This is a genomic window from Oscillibacter hominis, from assembly GCF_014334055.1.
Taxonomy (GTDB): Bacteria; Bacillota; Clostridia; order Oscillospirales; family Oscillospiraceae; genus Oscillibacter; species Oscillibacter hominis.
On the sequence record NZ_CP060490.1, the window covers coordinates 1,485,421 to 1,502,636 of the forward strand.

13 protein-coding genes are annotated in these 17,216 nt (G+C 60.6%); 6 read left to right on the plus strand and 7 right to left on the minus strand.

What is annotated here, in order from left to right:
- Positions 1–23: 23 nt before the first annotated feature.
- Complete coding sequence (locus tag H8790_RS07510; protein ID WP_243208451.1) at positions 24–1,355, minus strand: CCA tRNA nucleotidyltransferase; 1,332 nt, start codon at positions 1,353–1,355, stop codon at positions 24–26.
- A 176-nt stretch (positions 1,356–1,531) separates the two neighbouring features.
- Between H8790_RS07510 and murC the strand changes: the two genes are divergently transcribed.
- The 3 genes from murC to H8790_RS07525 all read left to right on the plus strand — a co-directional run bounded on the left by murC (position 1,532) and on the right by H8790_RS07525 (position 4,288).
- Positions 1,532–2,914 (plus strand): UDP-N-acetylmuramate--L-alanine ligase, encoded by a 1,383-nt coding sequence (gene murC, locus H8790_RS07515; protein ID WP_187331935.1) that lies wholly within the window; start codon positions 1,532–1,534, stop codon positions 2,912–2,914.
- A 2-nt stretch (positions 2,915–2,916) separates the two neighbouring features.
- On the plus strand, positions 2,917–3,456 hold the full coding sequence (locus tag H8790_RS07520; RefSeq protein ID WP_187331936.1) for a prolyl-tRNA synthetase associated domain-containing protein: 540 nt from the start codon (positions 2,917–2,919) through the stop codon (positions 3,454–3,456).
- Between the two features lie 61 nt (positions 3,457–3,517).
- Positions 3,518–4,288 (plus strand): AIM24 family protein, encoded by a 771-nt coding sequence (locus tag H8790_RS07525; RefSeq protein WP_187331937.1) that lies wholly within the window; start codon positions 3,518–3,520, stop codon positions 4,286–4,288.
- 95 nt (positions 4,289–4,383) lie between these two features.
- On the opposite strand, the gene H8790_RS07530 is transcribed toward H8790_RS07525, so the two are convergent.
- On the minus strand, positions 4,384–4,980 hold the full coding sequence (locus H8790_RS07530) for a 4'-phosphopantetheinyl transferase family protein (RefSeq protein WP_243208599.1): 597 nt from the start codon (positions 4,978–4,980) through the stop codon (positions 4,384–4,386).
- 241 nt (positions 4,981–5,221) lie between these two features.
- Between H8790_RS07530 and dnaG the strand changes: the two genes are divergently transcribed.
- The 3 genes from dnaG to H8790_RS07545 all read left to right on the plus strand — a co-directional run bounded on the left by dnaG (position 5,222) and on the right by H8790_RS07545 (position 11,079).
- Entirely contained in the window at positions 5,222–6,997 is a 1,776-nt protein-coding gene (gene dnaG / locus H8790_RS07535; protein ID WP_187331939.1) for a DNA primase, read from the plus strand.
- Positions 6,998–8,377, plus strand: a complete 1,380-nt coding sequence (gene rpoD / locus H8790_RS07540) for an RNA polymerase sigma factor RpoD (protein WP_187331940.1) — start codon at positions 6,998–7,000, stop codon at positions 8,375–8,377.
- Positions 8,378–8,460: 83 nt separating this feature from the next.
- Positions 8,461–11,079 carry a translation factor GTPase family protein gene (locus tag H8790_RS07545; RefSeq protein WP_187331941.1) on the plus strand — a complete coding sequence of 873 codons (2,619 nt, stop codon included), beginning with the start codon at positions 8,461–8,463 and terminating at the stop codon, positions 11,077–11,079.
- A gap of 147 nt (positions 11,080–11,226) precedes the next feature.
- On the opposite strand, the gene H8790_RS07550 is transcribed toward H8790_RS07545, so the two are convergent.
- From H8790_RS07550 to pepD, 5 genes are all read right to left on the minus strand, one after another.
- The gene (locus tag H8790_RS07550; RefSeq protein ID WP_187331942.1) at positions 11,227–12,081 is read right to left on the minus strand and encodes a hypothetical protein; all 855 of its coding nucleotides are present in this window, start codon (positions 12,079–12,081) and stop codon (positions 11,227–11,229) included.
- Positions 12,069–13,595, minus strand: coding sequence for a recombinase family protein (locus H8790_RS07555; RefSeq protein ID WP_187331943.1), 1,527 nt, complete (start codon positions 13,593–13,595; stop codon positions 12,069–12,071). Before H8790_RS07555 ends, H8790_RS07550 begins: the two co-directional genes overlap by 13 nt.
- A 202-nt stretch (positions 13,596–13,797) precedes the next feature.
- Positions 13,798–15,048, minus strand: coding sequence for a redoxin family protein (locus H8790_RS07560; protein ID WP_187331944.1), 1,251 nt, complete (start codon positions 15,046–15,048; stop codon positions 13,798–13,800).
- Positions 15,045–15,491, minus strand: coding sequence for an RrF2 family transcriptional regulator (locus tag H8790_RS07565; RefSeq protein WP_187331945.1), 447 nt, complete (start codon positions 15,489–15,491; stop codon positions 15,045–15,047). The genes H8790_RS07560 and H8790_RS07565 overlap by 4 nt, the downstream gene beginning before the upstream one ends.
- A 189-nt stretch (positions 15,492–15,680) precedes the next feature.
- The gene (gene pepD, locus H8790_RS07570) at positions 15,681–17,138 is read right to left on the minus strand and encodes a beta-Ala-His dipeptidase (protein ID WP_187331946.1); all 1,458 of its coding nucleotides are present in this window, start codon (positions 17,136–17,138) and stop codon (positions 15,681–15,683) included.
- Between the last annotated feature and the right edge of the window lie 78 nt (positions 17,139–17,216).

The window sequence follows — 17,216 nt, forward strand, 5'->3', positions numbered from 1 at the left end:
ACTGCGATCTTTCCCCGCCTCTTTTAAAAAGTGCTGCCTTTTGCCCCGCCCTTCCGGCGCCGGGCAATGTCCAGCAGTTCCCGGCGGTCGTTTGCCTTGGCGCCATCCACCACCAGGTCCAAAAGGCGCTCCAACTCCCGGCCAATCTCCTCGCCCCGGTAGCCCAGTTCCATCAGGTCCCGTCCGTTGACCGCCAACTGCCTCAGGGAGAAGCACCTGCTCTGGGCCGCAAGATTGGCCCAGATCTCCTCCAACCGGTCGATCTCCTTTTGGAATACCTGGCTGGCCTGGGCCAGGTTGTCTGCCCGCTTCACCTGGATCAGGAGGCGGAAGCGCTCCTCCCCCAGCTTCCGCAGTGCCCGGGCAACGCCCTTCTCCGTCCGGGGAATCACCCGGTCGTGCCACTCCACCAGGGTGAGGATCAGCTCCCGGCGCTCGTTGTCCATCTTCAGCCGGCGCGCTATGGCGTCGCCCATCTCCCGGCTGAGCTGAGGATGTCCGTAAAAGTGCCCGACCCCCTTCTCGTCCACTGTAAAGCTTTTTACCTTTCCCACATCATGCAGCAGCATGGTATAGCGGAGGACCGCCTCGGGAGGGACGGCTTCCATGGCCCGGATGGTGTGTTCCCACAGGTCGTAGCAGTGGTGCGGGTTCCGCTGGTCAAAGCCCACCATGGGAGCGATCTCCGGCAGGAAAACTGCCAGCACATCGGGGTATTCCCGCAGGATCGGAGCCATATGCTTTCCGCAGATGAGCTTGGTGAACTCCGCATAAATCCGCTCCGCCGCAATGGCGCGCAGCCGCTGGCGGCTGCGCCGGAGGGAGTCGGAGGTCTCCTGTTCAATGGTGAAGCCCAGGACCGCGGCAAAGCGCAGCGCCCGCATGATCCGCAGCGCATCCTCCTCAAACCGGCGGTCCGCCTCCCCCACGCACCGGAGGATTCCCCGGCTCAGATCCTCCCGACCGCCCCAGCAGTCCACAATGGTGCCGTCCACTCCCATGGCCATCGCGTTTACCGTAAAGTCCCGCCGGGCAAGGTCCTCCCGCAGCGAGGCAGTGAAGGTCACCTGCTCCGGGTGGCGGCCGTCCAGGTACGCTCCGTCCCGCCGGAAGGTGGTCACCTCAATGCCGCGGACGCCGCTGAGGACAGTGACGGTACCGTGTTTGACGCCTGTAGGGATCGTCCTGCCCGGAAAAATCCGCTCCACCTGCTCGGGCAGGGCACTGGTGGTCACATCCCAGTCCTGGGGGTCCGCGCCCAAAAGCATATCCCGGACACAGCCGCCCACGCACCAGGCCTCATAGCCGGAACCGGAGAGCTTGTCTAATACCTCAGCTATATCCTGTGGAATCACGTTCTTCACCTGCCCAAAGAGATTATTGGTTGCACTTAATAGGAGGATGGATTATAATAAAGCGATTTGAAATTGTTTCCTTTTCTCATAAAAGGGTAAACTGAGTGTAAGGAAATTATACACAATCGCCCGGCGGTTTGCAATTGCCGCCGGTGATCGGGAAAGGGCTATCTGCAATGATGAATAATCCAAAAAGCGTACGCGAATACCTGCGGCCCGGCATGCGGGTCCATCTGGCCGGGATTGGCGGCGTGTCCATGTGCCCTCTGGCGGAGGTGCTTCGCGGGATGGGTCTGGCGGTCCAGGGCTCGGATATGGCCGAGGGCGATACGGTCCGCCATCTGCGCACCCTTGGAATTCCCGTCGCAATCGGCCACAGCGCGGAAAACTTGGGCGAATGCGACTTCGTAATCCGCAGCGCCGCCATTCACGACGACAATCCGGAGATCTCCGGCGCAGTGGCCCGGGGAATCCCGGTCTATGAGCGGGCCCAGGCCTGGGGCGCCATCATGCAGCACTATCCCAACGCCCTGTGTGTGGCGGGCACCCACGGCAAAACCACCACCACCTGCATGTGCACCCATGTTTTCATGGCCGCACAGTCAGACCCCACGGTCATGATCGGAGGCACGCTGCCTCTGCTCCACTCCGGCTACCGGGTGGGAAAGGGAGACACCATCATCCTGGAGTCCTGTGAATACTGCAACTCCTTCCTCTCCTTCTACCCCACCGTGGCGGTGATTTTAAATGTGGAAGCCGACCACCTGGACTTCTTCAAGGACCTTGAGGACGTGGAACACTCCTTCCGGCGGTTCGCGGAGCTGGTCCCCCCCTCGGGCTATGTGGTGGCCAACGCCGACGACCCGGGCGTCAGGGAGTCCCTCCGGGAACTGAGCCGCCCGGTCTTCACCTTCGGCCTGGGCGCCGACGCCGACTGTGTGGCTGAAAACCTCAGCGAGATCGAGGGCCGCCCGGCCTTTGATGTGACGGTCCAGGGACGTCATTATGCCCACGTGGAGCTCCACGTCTATGGAAAGCACAATATCTACAACGCCCTGGCCGCCGCTGCGTCCGCCTACGTGCTGGGGCTGCCCGCCGCCGCGGTGGAAGAGGGCCTGGCCGCCTTCACCGGCGCCGGACGCCGGTTTGAATACAAGGGCCGCTACCACGGGGCGGACGTCTACGACGACTACGCCCACCACCCCGGAGAACTCCACGCCCTGCTCACCACCGCCAAGGGCCTGGGGTATCAGCGGATCATCTGTGCCTTCCAGCCCCACACCTACTCCCGCACCCGTGCCCTCTTTGAAGAGTTTGTCCAGGAGCTGAAGCTGCCGGATGTGGCGGTGCTGGCGGAGATTTACGCAGCACGGGAGAAGAACACCATCGGCATCTCCTCCGCCGACCTGTGCCGGAACATCCCCGGCTCCTTTTACTGCTCCACGCTGGATAAGGTGGCTGACGAACTGGAGGAGCTCGCCCGCCCCGGAGACTTGATCCTGACCGTGGGGGCGGGGGACATCTATCGCGCCGGAGAAAAATTGTTGGAAAGGGAATAACAATGTACGTTACAAAAGCCTTCGAAAACACCCCTCCAGAGGGGGAGTTGCTGCCTCAGGAGCAGGCGGCCTTTGACCTGCTGCACCAGCTCCACATCCCCTACACCCGGGTCTCCAGCGAGCCTGCGGACACTATGGAAAAGTGCGCTGAGGTCAGCCGGGTCCTGGGCGTGCCCATCTGCAAAAACCTTTTCTTGTGCAACCGGCAGAAGACGGAGTTCTACCTACTGGCCATGCCGCCGGAAAAACCCTTCCACACCAAGGACCTGTCCCATCAGATCGGATCGGCCCGCCTCTCCTTTGCGCCGGAGGAACTGCTCTGGGAACTGCTCCACGTCACCCCCGGCTCCGCCACCATCCTGGGCCTGATGAACGACACGGAGCACCGTGTCCGCCTGCTCATCGACCGGGAGACCTATGAGTCGGAGTACATCACCTGCCACCCTTGCATCTGTACGTCCTCCTTGAAGCTGAAAACCCGGGACATCCTGGACGTATTTCTGCCCCACACCGGCCACGAGCCCACGATTGTGGAGCTGTAGCGGCTGCTATTGTTTTAAATGCCGGGCTGCCGGCGGATTATAAATCATAAAGGAGTACGTTATGTATCAAATTTCCAATTTCACGAACAACGACGACGTCAAGACCCTGTCGGAGTTAGGGGCCTTTCAGGTCATTGAGTATCAGCGGGACCTGAGCGTGATGCCCTCCAACGCCGCCACCGCCTACTTCTGCAACGTCATGAACGTGCGCAAGCGCCAGCTGGTCTGCGACCTGAGCAAGGCCCATGTCACCATCCAGGCCGGTGCCATGCAGTGGATGCTGGGCAACGTCAGCGCCACCACCGGCATCAAGGGGGTTGGAGACCTTTTGGGGAAAGCCGTGCGCGGAAAGGTCACCGGCGAGTCCGCCATCAAGCCGGAGTACACCGGCGACGGGCTTTTGGTGCTGGAGCCTACATATAAGCACTTGATCCTGATGGACGCGGCCGATTGGGGCGGCTCCATTGTGCTGGACGACGGCCTGTTCCTGGCCTGTGACTCCAACCTCAAGCACAAGGCCGTCATGCGCTCCAACCTCTCCTCCGCCGTGGCCGGTGGAGAGGGGCTGTTCAACCTGAGTCTGAACGGAAACGGGATTTTCTGCATCGAATCCGACTGCCCCAAGGAGGAGTTGATCGAGATCACCCTCCAGAATGACGTTTTGAAGGTGGATGGGAACATGGCCATCGCCTGGAGCGGCAGCCTGGACTTTACGGTGGAGCGGTCCGGGAAGTCGCTCATCGGCTCCGCCGCCTCCGGCGAGGGCTTGGTCAATGTCTACCGCGGCACGGGCAAAGTCCTGATGGCGCCTGTTACCAAAGGCATAGCCTGAGCATTGCGCATATAAAAAGCCCCGCAGCTGGTGAGCTGCGGGGCTTTTCTCTTTCTGCCGGATCCGGCGCGGAAAGCCGCTTTGGCAGTCAGGTTCTATTTCACCAGGTCATCCAGCGAAAGCCGCCGGACCTTGCCGGGCGGGTCCAGGCTCTTTGTGGCCACGCCCGCCACATAGCCGGGGAAGGTCTCTACAAAGTAAAAATGCTCGCCCGGCATCAGCTCTGTCTCCGCGCCCAACAGCATCCCAACGCCGCTGCCGGAGCGCTTGGCCCTGGCTTCCCGCCGGACCCAGCTCTCAAAGAACGCCTTTTCCGTGGCCACGCCCGCAAGGCGCTGCACAGTCCGCTGGCTTACCGGACGGATCCGTTCGATGTCCACGCCCAAAGGGCGGTCGTGGAGTCCCAGCAGCACGGCTCCCCGGGTATGGCTGAGGTTGAACTGGACGGTGGGAAACTGGGGGAAAAAAGGTTTCCCCATGGACTCCAGGCCGATCTCAGGCAGCTCCTTCCAGCCCATCTTCTCATAGAGGGCGTAGCGCAGCAGCATATAGGCGCACAGCGGCTCACGCCGCCGCTCCCGCTCCCGGATGCGCAGCGCCCGCTCCCGCCGCTCCGGCGGCATCAGCGACATAAGGTCCGTCTCCTCCTGGTCGGTCAGCGGCCGCGTCAGTTCAACGGCCCACAGTTCCATGTCCACAGCTTCTCCCCCTTTTTCGGCTTTATTTTACAACCGCCGGGCTGCTCTGTAAAGTAAACTTACTGTAAACAGCCATTCAACTGGAACTCCCATGTGTTTTTTTGAAATTTTTCAGAAAAAAAGAGGATTTTTTCATTTTATGGGGTATATCATATGTGAATCCTTCGGCAAGCGGGACTTTTTGCCGTATAATTCAGGCTGAATTGGGCGAAACTCAAGGAAAGGAGGCGGCAAAATGCCTTTTCCGCAGAGCTTTTTGGACGAGCTGATCGCCAGGAGCGATATCGTGGATGTGGTGGGGAGCTATGTACAGCTGTCCCGTAAAGGCAACAACCTGTTCGGACTGTGTCCGTTCCACAGTGAGAAGACCGGCTCCTTTTCCGTCTCACCGGACAAGCAGATTTACTACTGCTTTGGCTGCAAAAAGGGCGGCGGGGTGGTCAACTTCATCATGGAAGAGGAAAACCTCTCCTTTCCGGACGCCGTCCGTTTCCTTGCAAAGCGCGCGGGCATGGAGGTGCCGGAGGAGGATGGGGACCGGGAAGCCGGCCGCCGCCGGGCCCGGCTGCTGGAGCTGAACCGTGAGGCCGCCCGGTTTTACTACCAAATGCTCCAGCAAAAGGAGGGGGAGGCGGTGGCCGACTATCTCAGCCGCCGCAGGATCACCCGCGCCACTGCGGTGCGGTTCGGCCTGGGGGCCTCTTTGGACGAATGGGACGCCCTGACCCGCGCCATGGGGAAAAAGGGCTACACCAAGACGGAGCTTTTGGCTGCCGGACTGGCGGTCCAGGGGAAAAACGGCGGCATCTATGACAAGTTCCGCAACCGGCTCATGTTCCCGGTCATCGATGTGCGGGGCGACGTGGTGGCCTTCGGCGGCCGGGTGCTGGACCATTCTGAGCCTAAGTATATGAACACCTCGGAGACCGCCGTCTACAGCAAGCGGCGGGTCCTTTACGGGCTGAATCTGGCCAAAAAAACCAAGCGGCCCAACATCATTCTCTGCGAGGGCAATATCGATGTGGTGATGCTGCATCAGGCTGGCTTTGACAACGCCGTGGCCTCCATGGGCACCGCCCTCACCGTGGAGCAGACCCGCCTTCTCTCCCGCTATACCAAGGAGCTGGTCCTCTGTTACGACAACGACGGGGCGGGCAAGGTTGCCACGGAGCGTGCCCTTCAGATTTTGAACAACTCCGAGTTCTCTGTCCGGGTGCTCCAGCTCCCACGCCGTCTGGATAACGGGGAGTATGTCAAGCAGGACGCCGACGATTTCATCAAGTTCCAGGGGAAGGATGCATTCGAGCGCCTGTTGTCCGGCAGCGAAAATGGCATGGAATTCCGCATGGCCCAGGTCGCTGCGAAATATGATTTAAATGACGACACAGCCCGGGTGGCCTACAGCGAGGAGATCAGTGCCCTGCTCTCCACTCTCTCCAACGCGGTGGAGAGGGAGGTCTACGCCGTCCGCGCCGCGGAGACTGCCCGGATTTCCCCGGAGGCCATGCGCTCGGAGGTGCAGCGCGCCCTGAAACGGCGCTTGGGCCAGGAGAAAAAGGCACAGCTCAAAAAGGAGCTCAATCCGGCAGCGGAGCTCCAGCCCCGCCAGCGCTCACTGCGCTATGAAAATGTCCGCTCCGCCCTTGCGGAGGAGGGGATCATAAGGCTGCTGGTGCTCGACGACGCCCTGAGGCCGGAGGAGTTCCCCCTGCCGGAGGAGCGGTTCTCCTCGCCGCTGCTGCGCCGGGTCTATGCGGCGCTCAAAGACGCCAGGGCCCAGGGCAGGCCACTGAGCATCGCCGCAATGGCCAGCGGCCTTACGGCGGAGGAGATGAGCCATCTGACCGGAGTGCTGCAAAAGCCGGAGGTTTTGGCCAACAGCGCCCAGGCACTGCAGGACTACATACGGGTGGTCAATGATGAATATACCAAGCGAACCCGCCAGGCTGGTTTAGACCCGCTTCTGGCGGCGCAGGAAAAATACAAAGAGAAAAAGGGAAGGAAAGCATAAATGACAAAGAAAAAAGAATCTGATCTTCTGACCGAGCAGGCGGACGCCATTTTGGCCGCCGCCGAGGCCGAGGACACAAAAAAGAATCAAGCCGACTCCCCTGCCCCCGAGGCCAAGGCCGCCCCGGGCCCGCTGGATGATAAGTTGATCGCCTCCCTGCCTGCCGCCGCCATCATCCAGAGCAGCGAAAAGCTCCGGGATTTGCTGGCCAAAGGCAGAAAGAAGGGGAAGTTGGAATCCGCGGAGCTGTTGGAGGTCCTGGATGACATGGACCTGGACAGCGACCAGATGGACCACATCTACGATTCCCTGGAGACTTTGAACATCGAGGTGGGCAACGACGAGGACCTGCTCCCCGACCTGCCCGACGACGCGGAGCCTCCCATCGAGGAGATTGCCGAGATCGAGGAAGAAGAGTTGGTTGACCCCAACACCCTGGTGGACAGCTTCTCCATTGACGACCCGGTCCGCATGTATCTCAAGGAGATCGGCAAGGTGCCCCTGCTCTCCCCGGACGAGGAGGTGGAGCTGGCCCAGCAGATGTCCGACGGCAACGAGGCCGAGCGGAAGCTCCAGGAGATGGATAAGGCCCGCAGGGCCGGAGAAGCCGTTGATCCCGAGGAAGAGGCCCGGCTGAAGAAGGTCCTGCGCACCGGGGAAAAGGCCAAACAGAAATTGGCGGAGGCCAACCTCCGTCTGGTGGTCTCCATTGCCAAGCGCTACGTGGGCCGCGGCATGCTGTTCCTGGACCTGATCCAGGAGGGCAACCTTGGCCTCATCAAGGCGGTGGAGAAGTTTGACTACACCAAGGGCTATAAGTTCTCCACCTACGCCACCTGGTGGATTCGCCAGGCCATCACCCGCGCCATCGCAGACCAGGCCCGCACCATCCGCATTCCCGTACACATGGTGGAGACCATCAACAAGGTGATCCGCGTCTCCCGGCAGCTGCTCCAGGAATTGGGCCACGACCCCTCCCCCATGGAGGTGGCGGCCGAGATGAACATGCCGGTGGAAAAGGTCCGGGAAATCCTGAAGATTGCCCAGGAGCCCGTGTCCCTGGAGACCCCCATCGGCGAGGAGGAGGATTCCCACCTGGGGGATTTCATCCCCGACGAGGGCGCCTCGGAGCCCTCTGAGGCCGCCTCTTTCACACTGTTGAAGGAGCAGCTGGTGGATGTGCTGTCCACGCTGACGCCCCGGGAGGAAAAGGTGCTCAAACTGCGCTTCGGCATCGAGGACGGCCGCACCCGCACCCTGGAAGAAGTGGGCAAGGAGTTCAACGTGACCCGTGAGCGCATCCGCCAGATTGAGGCGAAGGCCCTGCGCAAGCTGCGCCATCCCAGCCGCAGCAAAAAGCTGAAGGACTTCCTGAACTGAGTAAAAGGCGCCGTTTCCAAGAAACGGCGCCTTCTCCCTGCCTTCATCGGGCGCATCTAAATTTTTACTGCGGGGAATGTTCTATGAACAAATTAGCTGTCGGCATACTGGCCCACGTGGACGCGGGAAAGACCACGCTGTCGGAGGCGCTGCTCTATCGGAGCGGAGCGCTGCGTGCTCTGGGCCGTGTGGATCATCAGAATGCCTTTTTGGATACAGACCATATAGAGCGGGAGCGGGGCATCACCATCTTTTCCAAGCAGGCCATCCTCCCTTTGGACCGGTTGGAGCTGACGCTGTTGGACACCCCGGGCCACGCCGACTTTTCCAGCGAAATGGAGCGTACGCTCCAGGTGCTGGACTATGCCATTCTGGTCATCAGCGGCACCGATCCGGTCCAGGGCCATACCCAAACCCTCTGGCGCCTTCTGACGCGCTATTGCATCCCAACATTTTTGTTCATCAACAAGATGGACCTGGCCGGAACGGACCGCTCCGCTGTGATGGAAGCCCTCAAGGGGCGGCTGAGCGACAGCTGTGTGGACTTTTCCGAAAGCGGCGACTCCCTCTGGGAAAACGTGGCCATGTGCGGGGAAGCGGCGCTGAGCCAGTACCTGGAGCGTGGTGATGTGGAAGAGGAGGAGGTGGCCTCCTTGATCCGCAGCCGCCAGCTCTTCCCCTGCTACTTTGGCTCGGCGCTGAAATTAGAGGGCATCGACGCGCTTTTAGACGGAATCCAGCGGTTTGCCCGCTGCCCTGACTACGGCGCAGAGTTTGGCGCAAAGGTTTTTAAGATCGCCCGTGACCCCCAGGGGAACCGGCTGACCTATCTGAAGATCACCGGCGGCAGATTGAAGGTCAAGACCCTCCTCTCAGGGGGGCAGGCCCCGGAGGCTTGGTCAGAGAAGGTGGATCAGATCCGCATCTATTCCGGAGCCAGGTTTACCCCCACAGAGGAGGCGGGGGCAGGTACAGTCTGCGCCGTGACCGGACTGAGCCGCACCCACCCCGGCGACGGCCTTGGGATGGAGCCGCCCTCTCCGGCACCGGTGCTCTCGGCGGTGCTGGCCTACCGTCTGCTGCTCCCCGAGGGGTGCGATCCCCACAGCGCCTGGTCCAAGCTGGTCCAATTGGAAGAGGAGGACCCCCAGCTCCACATCGTCTGGAACGACCAGCTGCGGGAAATCCACCTCCAGCTGATGGGCGAAATCCAGCTGGAGATTTTGAAGCGCCTGATATCAGAGCGCTTCGGCCTATCGGTAGAGTTCGGCCCGGGCAGCATCGTCTACCGGGAGACCATCGCCGCGCCGGTGGAGGGAATCGGGCATTTTGAGCCGCTGCGCCACTATGCGGAAGTCCATCTCCTCCTGGAGCCCGGTGAACCGGGCAGCGGCCTCCGGTTCGCCTCCGTGTGCAGCGAGGATGTGCTGGACAAGAGCTGGCAGCATCTGGTCCTCACCCATCTGGAGGAGAAGACCCACTTGGGCGTTCTGACCGGCTCTCCCATCACGGACATGAAAATTACCCTTACCGCCGGGCGCGCCCACGTCAAACACACCGAGGGCGGCGATTTCCGCCAGGCCACCTACCGGGCCGTCCGCCAGGGACTGATGGGGGCGCGGAGCATTTTGCTGGAGCCCTGGTACGACTTCCAGCTGGAGCTTCCCTCCCAGTATGTGGGCCGTGCCATGTCGGACCTTCAGCGCATGTCCGGCCAAGTGGAGCCGCCCCAGACCCAGGGTGAGGCCGCCCTTCTCACCGGTTCCGCGCCGGTCAGCGAGCTTCAGGGCTACGCCGCCCAGGTCACCGCCTATACCCGGGGCCAGGGCCGGTTGCTGTGCGACCTAAGGGGCTATCAGCCCTGCCACAACCAGGAGGAAGTGGTGGCCTCCATCGGTTACGACTCCCAGCGGGATGTGGACAATCCGGCCGACTCCGTGTTCTGTTCCCACGGCGCCGGGGTGGTGGTCAAATGGGACGAGGTGCCCGCCCGGATGCACCTGCCCAGTTCACTGCGGCCTCAGCAGGCGGACACGCCTCCCCAGCGCAGAGGTGTGTCCGCCTCCTACACCGGCTCCGCCCAGCAGGACAAGGAGCTGGCCGAGATTTTTGAGCGGACCTATGGCCCTGTGAAGCGCAGGGACCCTTTCCGGAAGGAACCGGACCAGCCCGCCTCCCCGGAAAAGCGCTCCATCCGCCCGGCGGACAACCGGCCGGAATACCTGTTGGTGGATGGGTACAACATCATCTTTGCCTGGGACGAGTTGAAGGCCGTGGCCCAGGACAATTTGGACGCCGCACGGAAGCTGCTGATGGACCTGCTCAGCAACTACCAGGGCTACCGGAACTGCGTGGTCATTTTGGTCTTTGACGCATACAAGGTGCCGGGCAACCCCGGCTCCGTCAGCCGCTACCACAACATCCACGTGGTGTATACCAAAGAGGCGGAGACGGCGGACGCCTACATCGAGCGGGCCACCTATGAGATCGGGCGGGAGCACCGGGTCCGTGTGGCCACCTCAGACGGGCCTGAACAGCTCATCATCCTGGGCCATGGCGCGCTACGGATCCCGGCCAGCGCCTTCCACGCAGAGGTCGAGCAGGTGGAGGGACAGATTGCCGCGATTTTGGAGCGGAACAACCGCCGGGAAAAGTCAAAAGCCATCCAGGCCGCACTGGAACGGGCAGAGCAGGACAAATAGCGCATATCACAGTGCGCGTGGGCAGCCATTTCCCAGAGCCAAAGACGGCCCAAGTCGCCGCCGTATACAAAACCATGTTGTGCAGGCAGCTTCATATAACGGCAAAAGCCCCTGGAATCATTCCAGGGGCTTCTTCTTTGCGGTTTGTCACTCCTGCTTCAGGTAGGACAGGATTCTGGCCGTCTCCTGCTCTGCCAGGGCATGCACGCCGTCGAAATCCACATAGGGGTTGTAGACTGCCTCCAAGGCATCGTGGAACTTCTTAGCCTCCTGCAGCGCCTGGATCGCCTCCTCCCGCAGCATTGCGGCCATACGGAGGGAAAAACGCAGCTGACTGCGGCTTGCGATTTCCGCCATGGAGTCCACCCGGATACGCCGGTAGGCCTGGCCAGTGTAGGTCTCCTGATCGTCCGAGGTGACAAAGGCCAACCCCAAATCAGGAATCAGCAGGTGGCGCAGGGTCTTTGTGTCCTCCGGGCAGGGGCAGGCAATCACATCATGCCCTGATGCGACGGCCGCCTGATGGAACCGCTCTATCATCCCGCCGGCCAGGTGGTAGTGATCTGTCAGCACATAGACCTTGGAGCAAAGCTCCTCCACGGTATCAAAGAAACAGATATGCCCCTTGTAGGTGACGCTCCCCAAAAAGCGCAGGGTTGTCTTCCCGATCCGGCCGTTTTTCTTTTTGCGCAGCTCCCGGGCGATGATCCCCCTGGTACGGCGCTCCGCCTTCACCTTGTTCAGCCGAACCTGCTCCATTGCGTCGCACTCCACCTGGTGCGCCGCCTTCAACCGCCGGAACGCCCGGGCGTAGGCCGCGTGGCACGCGTCGCTGTGGGCGACCACCTCACTGCGGCAGGCCTTGGCGGCCTCCACGTCGTAGAACTGCCCCAAGTTGACATAACGGTCGACCGCCGCCGGATACTGTGCCTCGATCACGTGGGAGAGCGCAACCTTGAGACATTTCCGACCGGGCAACTGCCACCGGCTCAGAATCTCCAAGTGATCTTAACCTCCTGGCACCCGCTTTCCGGGTCCCGCTCTCCAATTTCAATCTGTTCAATCAGCCGCACAACCAGTTCACGGGGAACAGACCTCAGTTTCAACAACCCCCGGGCCCGCTCCATCAGGTCCCCGCCGCCGGAGGGCGCTTCCTCTTCCAGTTGGGTGAGACGCTGCTCCAGGCGGCTTCTTTCCCTCTGGAACGCCTCATTCAGCTCCAAAAACTGTGCCTCGCTGAGCGTGCCGGACACCTTATCCAGATACAGGCTTTTCAGCGCCTGGCTGCGCCGCTCCAATTGAAGGGTGAGGGCCTTCCTCTCCTGCTCCAAGGCCTCCCGGCAATGGGAAGGCTGAATCTCCAGCCGCTCCAGGGTGAAGTACCTCCGGACATACTGGCGGATTCGCTCCGAGACTCCTTCGATGAGCGGCTGGAGCCGGATGGAATGCCGGGTGCACAGCCCCTCTCCGGCGGCATAACGGCTGCACCGGAGATAGTACACTTTGTTCTGGCCCTTCCGCCCGTTGGCGGCCTTACTCATGGTGCTGCCGCAGTCCAGGCACTTTACCAGGGCGGACAGCAGATGGGCCTCCCCCGTCCCGTCCGATCTTGCCCGCAGTCCCATGCTGCGCTGGACCTCGTCGAACGCCTCCCGGCCGATGATGGCCTCGTGAGTACCCTCCACCCGGTACCACCGATCCCTGGGCACGTCAAGAAGTTCCCGGGACTTATAGCTAACTTTCTTCCGCCGTCCCTGGATCATAACGCCTGTATACATCTCATTGCGGAGGATGCGCCACACCGTGGTTTTGTTCCACAGGCCGTCCAGTTTCTCCCCCGACCGATAGCAGGCCGGGCTTGGCGTCCCCTCCCGGTTCAGCAGCCGGGCAATCTCCTGGCTGCCCCGGCCCTCCATGGACCAGAGGAAAATCCGACGCACCACCGCGGCCGCCGGCGGGTCCACAAGGAGCCGGTTCCGGTCGGTTGGGTCCTTCCGGTAGCCGTAGAGCGGAACAGCGCCGATGTACTGCCCTTCCCGCCGTTTCAGATCCAGGACCATGCGGACGTTTTCCGACAGGTCCTCCAGGTACCACTCATTGATGAGCCCATTGATCTGGCGTGCCTTTTTGTTGCCCCGGTCCTGTGTGTCGGCGTTGTCGGCCACCGCGATGAACCGGATGCCCCAGAGGGGAAAGAGGCCGTGGATATATTTTTCCACCAGCTCCATGTCCCGGGTGAACCGGGACTGGCTCTTGCAGAGAATTACCTGAAACCGCCCCTGCCGCGCGTCCTCCAGCATTCGGTTGAAATCCGGCCGCAGGCTGTCCGCTCCGGAATAGTCCTCGTCGCAGTAGATCTGGTACACCGCCCACCCCCGCTCCAGCGCATAGCGGACCAAGATGGATTTTTGGTTTTGGATGCTTTCGGACTCGATCCTTTTTTCCTCGTCCTCCTTGCTCAGCCGGGCATAGACCGCACAGAGCAGCTGTTCCTCCTCCCCACCTGCGCGGTTCATCTGCTCAGCTCATCCATGAGCCAACTCTCCACCTCCTGCTGAATGCGCTCCCGCTGGGGGCCCTCCTCTTCCGATTGGAACTGCTCACTCCATATGATGGTGGTTTCCTTCATGCAAATCGCCTCCACCAGAGCATATGCGTCCGCTTCCCCAAGATATGAAACAGCAGATGTGCGGAGGCTCCGCACATCTGCTGAGGTTCTTATTCCACCCGCTGGCCGCTCACAGCCTGTTCGATGGCGCTCTCCATCATTTCCCGGGACATCTGGCCGGAGACATACCCGAATACATTGCCGTCGGAGTCGATGAGGAAGGTGGTGGGAAAGGCTTGAATGCCGTAATCGGCAAAAACCTGGCCCGTGGTGTCCATCACCACCGGGAAGGTATAGCCTCCGTCCTCAAGGAACTGCTCCACTTCCTCCTGGGTTTTATCCTGATTGTAGGGGTACTCCTTGGACTTGGGATTGGCCACGCCCAGCACCACGATGTCCTCTTCGTTGCTGCCGTAGTCCTCATAGAGCGCTTGAATCTCCGGCATCTCGCGCTGGCAGGGCCCGCACCAGGTGGCCCAGAAATTCAAAAACACAGTCTTCCCCTGATAGTCCGAAAGGGTGTGGGTGTCCCCGTTTTGATCCACCAGCGTGAAATCCGGCGCGGCCGCCGTGTCCTCCTGGCCAGGCTCCGGCTGGGAACCGGACTGGCTTTCGCTCTGCTGGGCTCCGCCGGTGGTGGAGAGGTAGCCGGAGATGCCGTTCATAAAGCCGGTCATGGTCATGATGCCCATGAGGATCAGGAGCACCGCCCCGATTTTGACCGTGTAGCGCACCACCTGCTGGTGGTGCTTGAAAAATCCCAGCACGGCGCCGGTAAAGAGCCCCACCGCCAAAAACGGGATCACAAAGCCCAGGGTATATACGCCAATGAGGAAAAACCCCATGCCGGCGCTGGAGGCAGAGGAGGCCATCAGCAGCACGCTGCCCAGCGTGGGGCCCACGCAGGGAGTCCAGGCAAAGCTGAAGGTAAACCCAAGGATCAGCGCCACAACCGGGTTCATGGCCCATTGATCAAGCCGGAAGGGCAGCCGGTGCTCCTGCTCCAGCACGCTGGACGTACCCAGCGCGCCAAGCTGGTAAACTCCGAAGAGGAACATGATCAAACCGCTGACTGTGGTGAAAATCCGCTGGTTGGAGCTGAAAAAGCGCCCCAGGGCGGTGAAGCCGAATCCCAACAGGAAAAAGGCAAAACTGACGCCCACCACAAAAAACGCTGTGTTGACCATCACCTTCCCCCTGGGGTAGCGGATGTTCCCCTGCCCGTCCACTGTTTTGGCGCCTCCCGCCAGATAGCTCACATAAAGAGGCACCAGAGGTAGCACGCAGGGGGAGAAAAAGCTCAGCAGCCCCTGGAAAAACACCGTAATCGCGGGTATGCTGGTTCCAAGCGATAAGTTCATACCATGCTCCTTTCCGATTCCTTTTGCCGGCGGGTGCTGAAAATCCGGTGGTCCAGATCGGCAATGCTGATCTGCGCCAGCCGCTCTTTGCAGCGCGCGTCCAGGTCAAGGTAAAGTTCATCCATCAAGTCCGCCATGCCGGAGGCCACAAGACACTCCATGTCGGAGTCACCGCTGCGCCACGAGGACTCCACAAACCGCACGCTGAGCGCATCCGCAACCCGATCCAGCGTAAGATGCTCCGGGTCGCCTGTAAACTGATAGCCTCCCACGCTGCCCTCTTTTGTATACACCAGCCCCGCCTTCTTCAGCGCGGACATCACCTTGCGCACCCGGGCCGGATTGGTGCAGATGTTTTCCGCCAGGTCTTCACTGGAGAGCATACACGCTTTGTGGTTGAGATAGACCAGGGCATGCACTGCAACACAAAATGAACTGTTCATACGTTCCTGCTCCTGTACAAATATAATCCCAAAAACTGTAACCATTTTATAAACAGTTTATATTGTAACATTATCAGATACAGTTCCGTTTGTCAAGCGTTTTGTTGTCTCTTGAATTCAAATAAAAAAGAGGAGAGGTTTCCCTCTCCCCTTTGATCGTTCCATGAAGCCAGCAGCTGTTGACAGCAGTTATTTCTCAAGCTCCTTCATCTGCTTTAAAAGGGTTTTCAGATTGTTGTAAAAGTAAGCGCACTCCTGAATGTCCAAATATTCTCCTGTGGAGTGGCAGTTGTAGGCGGAAGGCGTCAGGGACACCGCGTTCAGCCCGGGGATGTGTTCGGTAAAGTATCCGATCTCCCCCGTGCCGCCCAGGAGGAAGGGCGGGTACTCCGGGTAAAGCCTGCGGATCATATCCATCCATTGGTCATTGACGCTGTATTCCCAGGCGGGGAAATCACAGAGCAGCTCCACGTCCACCCCCAATCTCCCGGCGAGGCGGCAGACCTGCTCATAGAGGTAAAACCGCTTGGTGTCGGTGCTGCGGATGGTCACCGCAAATTCCACCACATCGTCCCGGCTCTCCAGCACGCCCACGTTGGACGTGCTGCCCAAGGTCTGCGCAAAGTCCTGATGGGTGGAGCGCAGCCCATCCGGCAGCAGGGTGAGAAGGTCAAGCACCTTATCCGCATCCTCATCGGAAAGCGCGTCCAATCCGCTGTCACAGGATTCCAGCACAATGGAAATACCAGGGTCCCGTCTGGCGTATTCCTTCTTCAGTACGGCCGTGCATTTTGCCACCGCATCCCGGGCGCCGTTCATATGGGATTCCGGAACGGCGATGACCGCGGATGCTGAGGTGGGGATCGCGGTGGCCATACAGCCGCCTGCCCGCCCGCCCTGGAGGGAAAGGATCTGTATGTCCGCGTGGTTGGTCAGCTCCAGCAATACGCGGTTGAGCAGGGTGATCGCATTGGCCCGCTCATAAAGCGCTTCCGCACCGCTGTGCCCGCCCTTGAGCCCGCTGACAGACACCCTGTGCACCAGATTGTGCTCTTTGACGGGCGTATGGCTGCGTGGCATCAAAAGGCGGACGTCGATCTCGCCCGCACTGCCGACCGCGACACCCATGCCGTCGATGTTGATGTAGTACCTGCTTTTCAGCTGCGTATAGTCCAGCCGCCTGCCGCCGTCCATGTCGGTTTCCTCGTCGGCCGTAAACACGCACTCCAGGGCCGGGTGTTCCGCCTCCGCATCAGCCATACAGGCCAGCATAAACGCCATCCCGATGCCGTCGTCCCCGCCAAGGGTGGTCCCTTCGGCGGTGACGATACCATTTTCCGCATATGCGCGGATCGGGTCTTTGGAAAAGTCATGCTCCACGCCCTCATCCTTTATGCAGACCATGTCCACGTGGGAATGCAGGATAACGGAGGGCGCATCTTCATACCCCGGAGAGGCCGGGACCTGTGCAATCACGTTGTACGCTTCGTCTCGGCGCGCTTTGATCCCGTGTTTTTGGCAGAAGTCCATCAGGTATGCGGTGATCGGCTCTCTGTTGCCGGAATTTCTTGGAATCTGGGAAATTTGATAAAAATAGTTCCAAACATCCGCAGGCTCAATCCCAGTAAGCGTATAGTTCCTTCCCATCGCATGTTTCCTCCTCAAAAATATGATCTGGTCTGCTCCTGTCGCCAAATACGCAGAGTCCCGGCGTCATGGAAAAAT

Bases quoted from the DNA above. Each gene is read 5' to 3' on its own strand.
- murC (WP_187331935.1), top strand. From the start codon at position 1,532: ATGATGAATAATCCAAAAAGCGTACGCGAATACCTGCGGCCCGGCATG.
- H8790_RS07520 (WP_187331936.1), top strand. From the start codon at position 2,917: ATGTACGTTACAAAAGCCTTCGAAAACACCCCTCCAGAGGGGGAGTTG.
- H8790_RS07525 (WP_187331937.1), top strand. From the start codon at position 3,518: ATGTATCAAATTTCCAATTTCACGAACAACGACGACGTCAAGACCCTG.
- H8790_RS07530 (WP_243208599.1), bottom strand. From the start codon at position 4,980: ATGGAACTGTGGGCCGTTGAACTGACGCGGCCGCTGACCGACCAGGAG.
- dnaG (WP_187331939.1), top strand. From the start codon at position 5,222: ATGCCTTTTCCGCAGAGCTTTTTGGACGAGCTGATCGCCAGGAGCGAT.
- rpoD (WP_187331940.1), top strand. From the start codon at position 6,998: ATGACAAAGAAAAAAGAATCTGATCTTCTGACCGAGCAGGCGGACGCC.
- H8790_RS07545 (WP_187331941.1), top strand. From the start codon at position 8,461: ATGAACAAATTAGCTGTCGGCATACTGGCCCACGTGGACGCGGGAAAG.
- H8790_RS07555 (WP_187331943.1), bottom strand. From the start codon at position 13,595: ATGAACCGCGCAGGTGGGGAGGAGGAACAGCTGCTCTGTGCGGTCTAT.
- H8790_RS07560 (WP_187331944.1), bottom strand. From the start codon at position 15,048: ATGAACTTATCGCTTGGAACCAGCATACCCGCGATTACGGTGTTTTTC.
- H8790_RS07565 (WP_187331945.1), bottom strand. From the start codon at position 15,491: ATGAACAGTTCATTTTGTGTTGCAGTGCATGCCCTGGTCTATCTCAAC.
- pepD (WP_187331946.1), bottom strand. From the start codon at position 17,138: ATGGGAAGGAACTATACGCTTACTGGGATTGAGCCTGCGGATGTTTGG.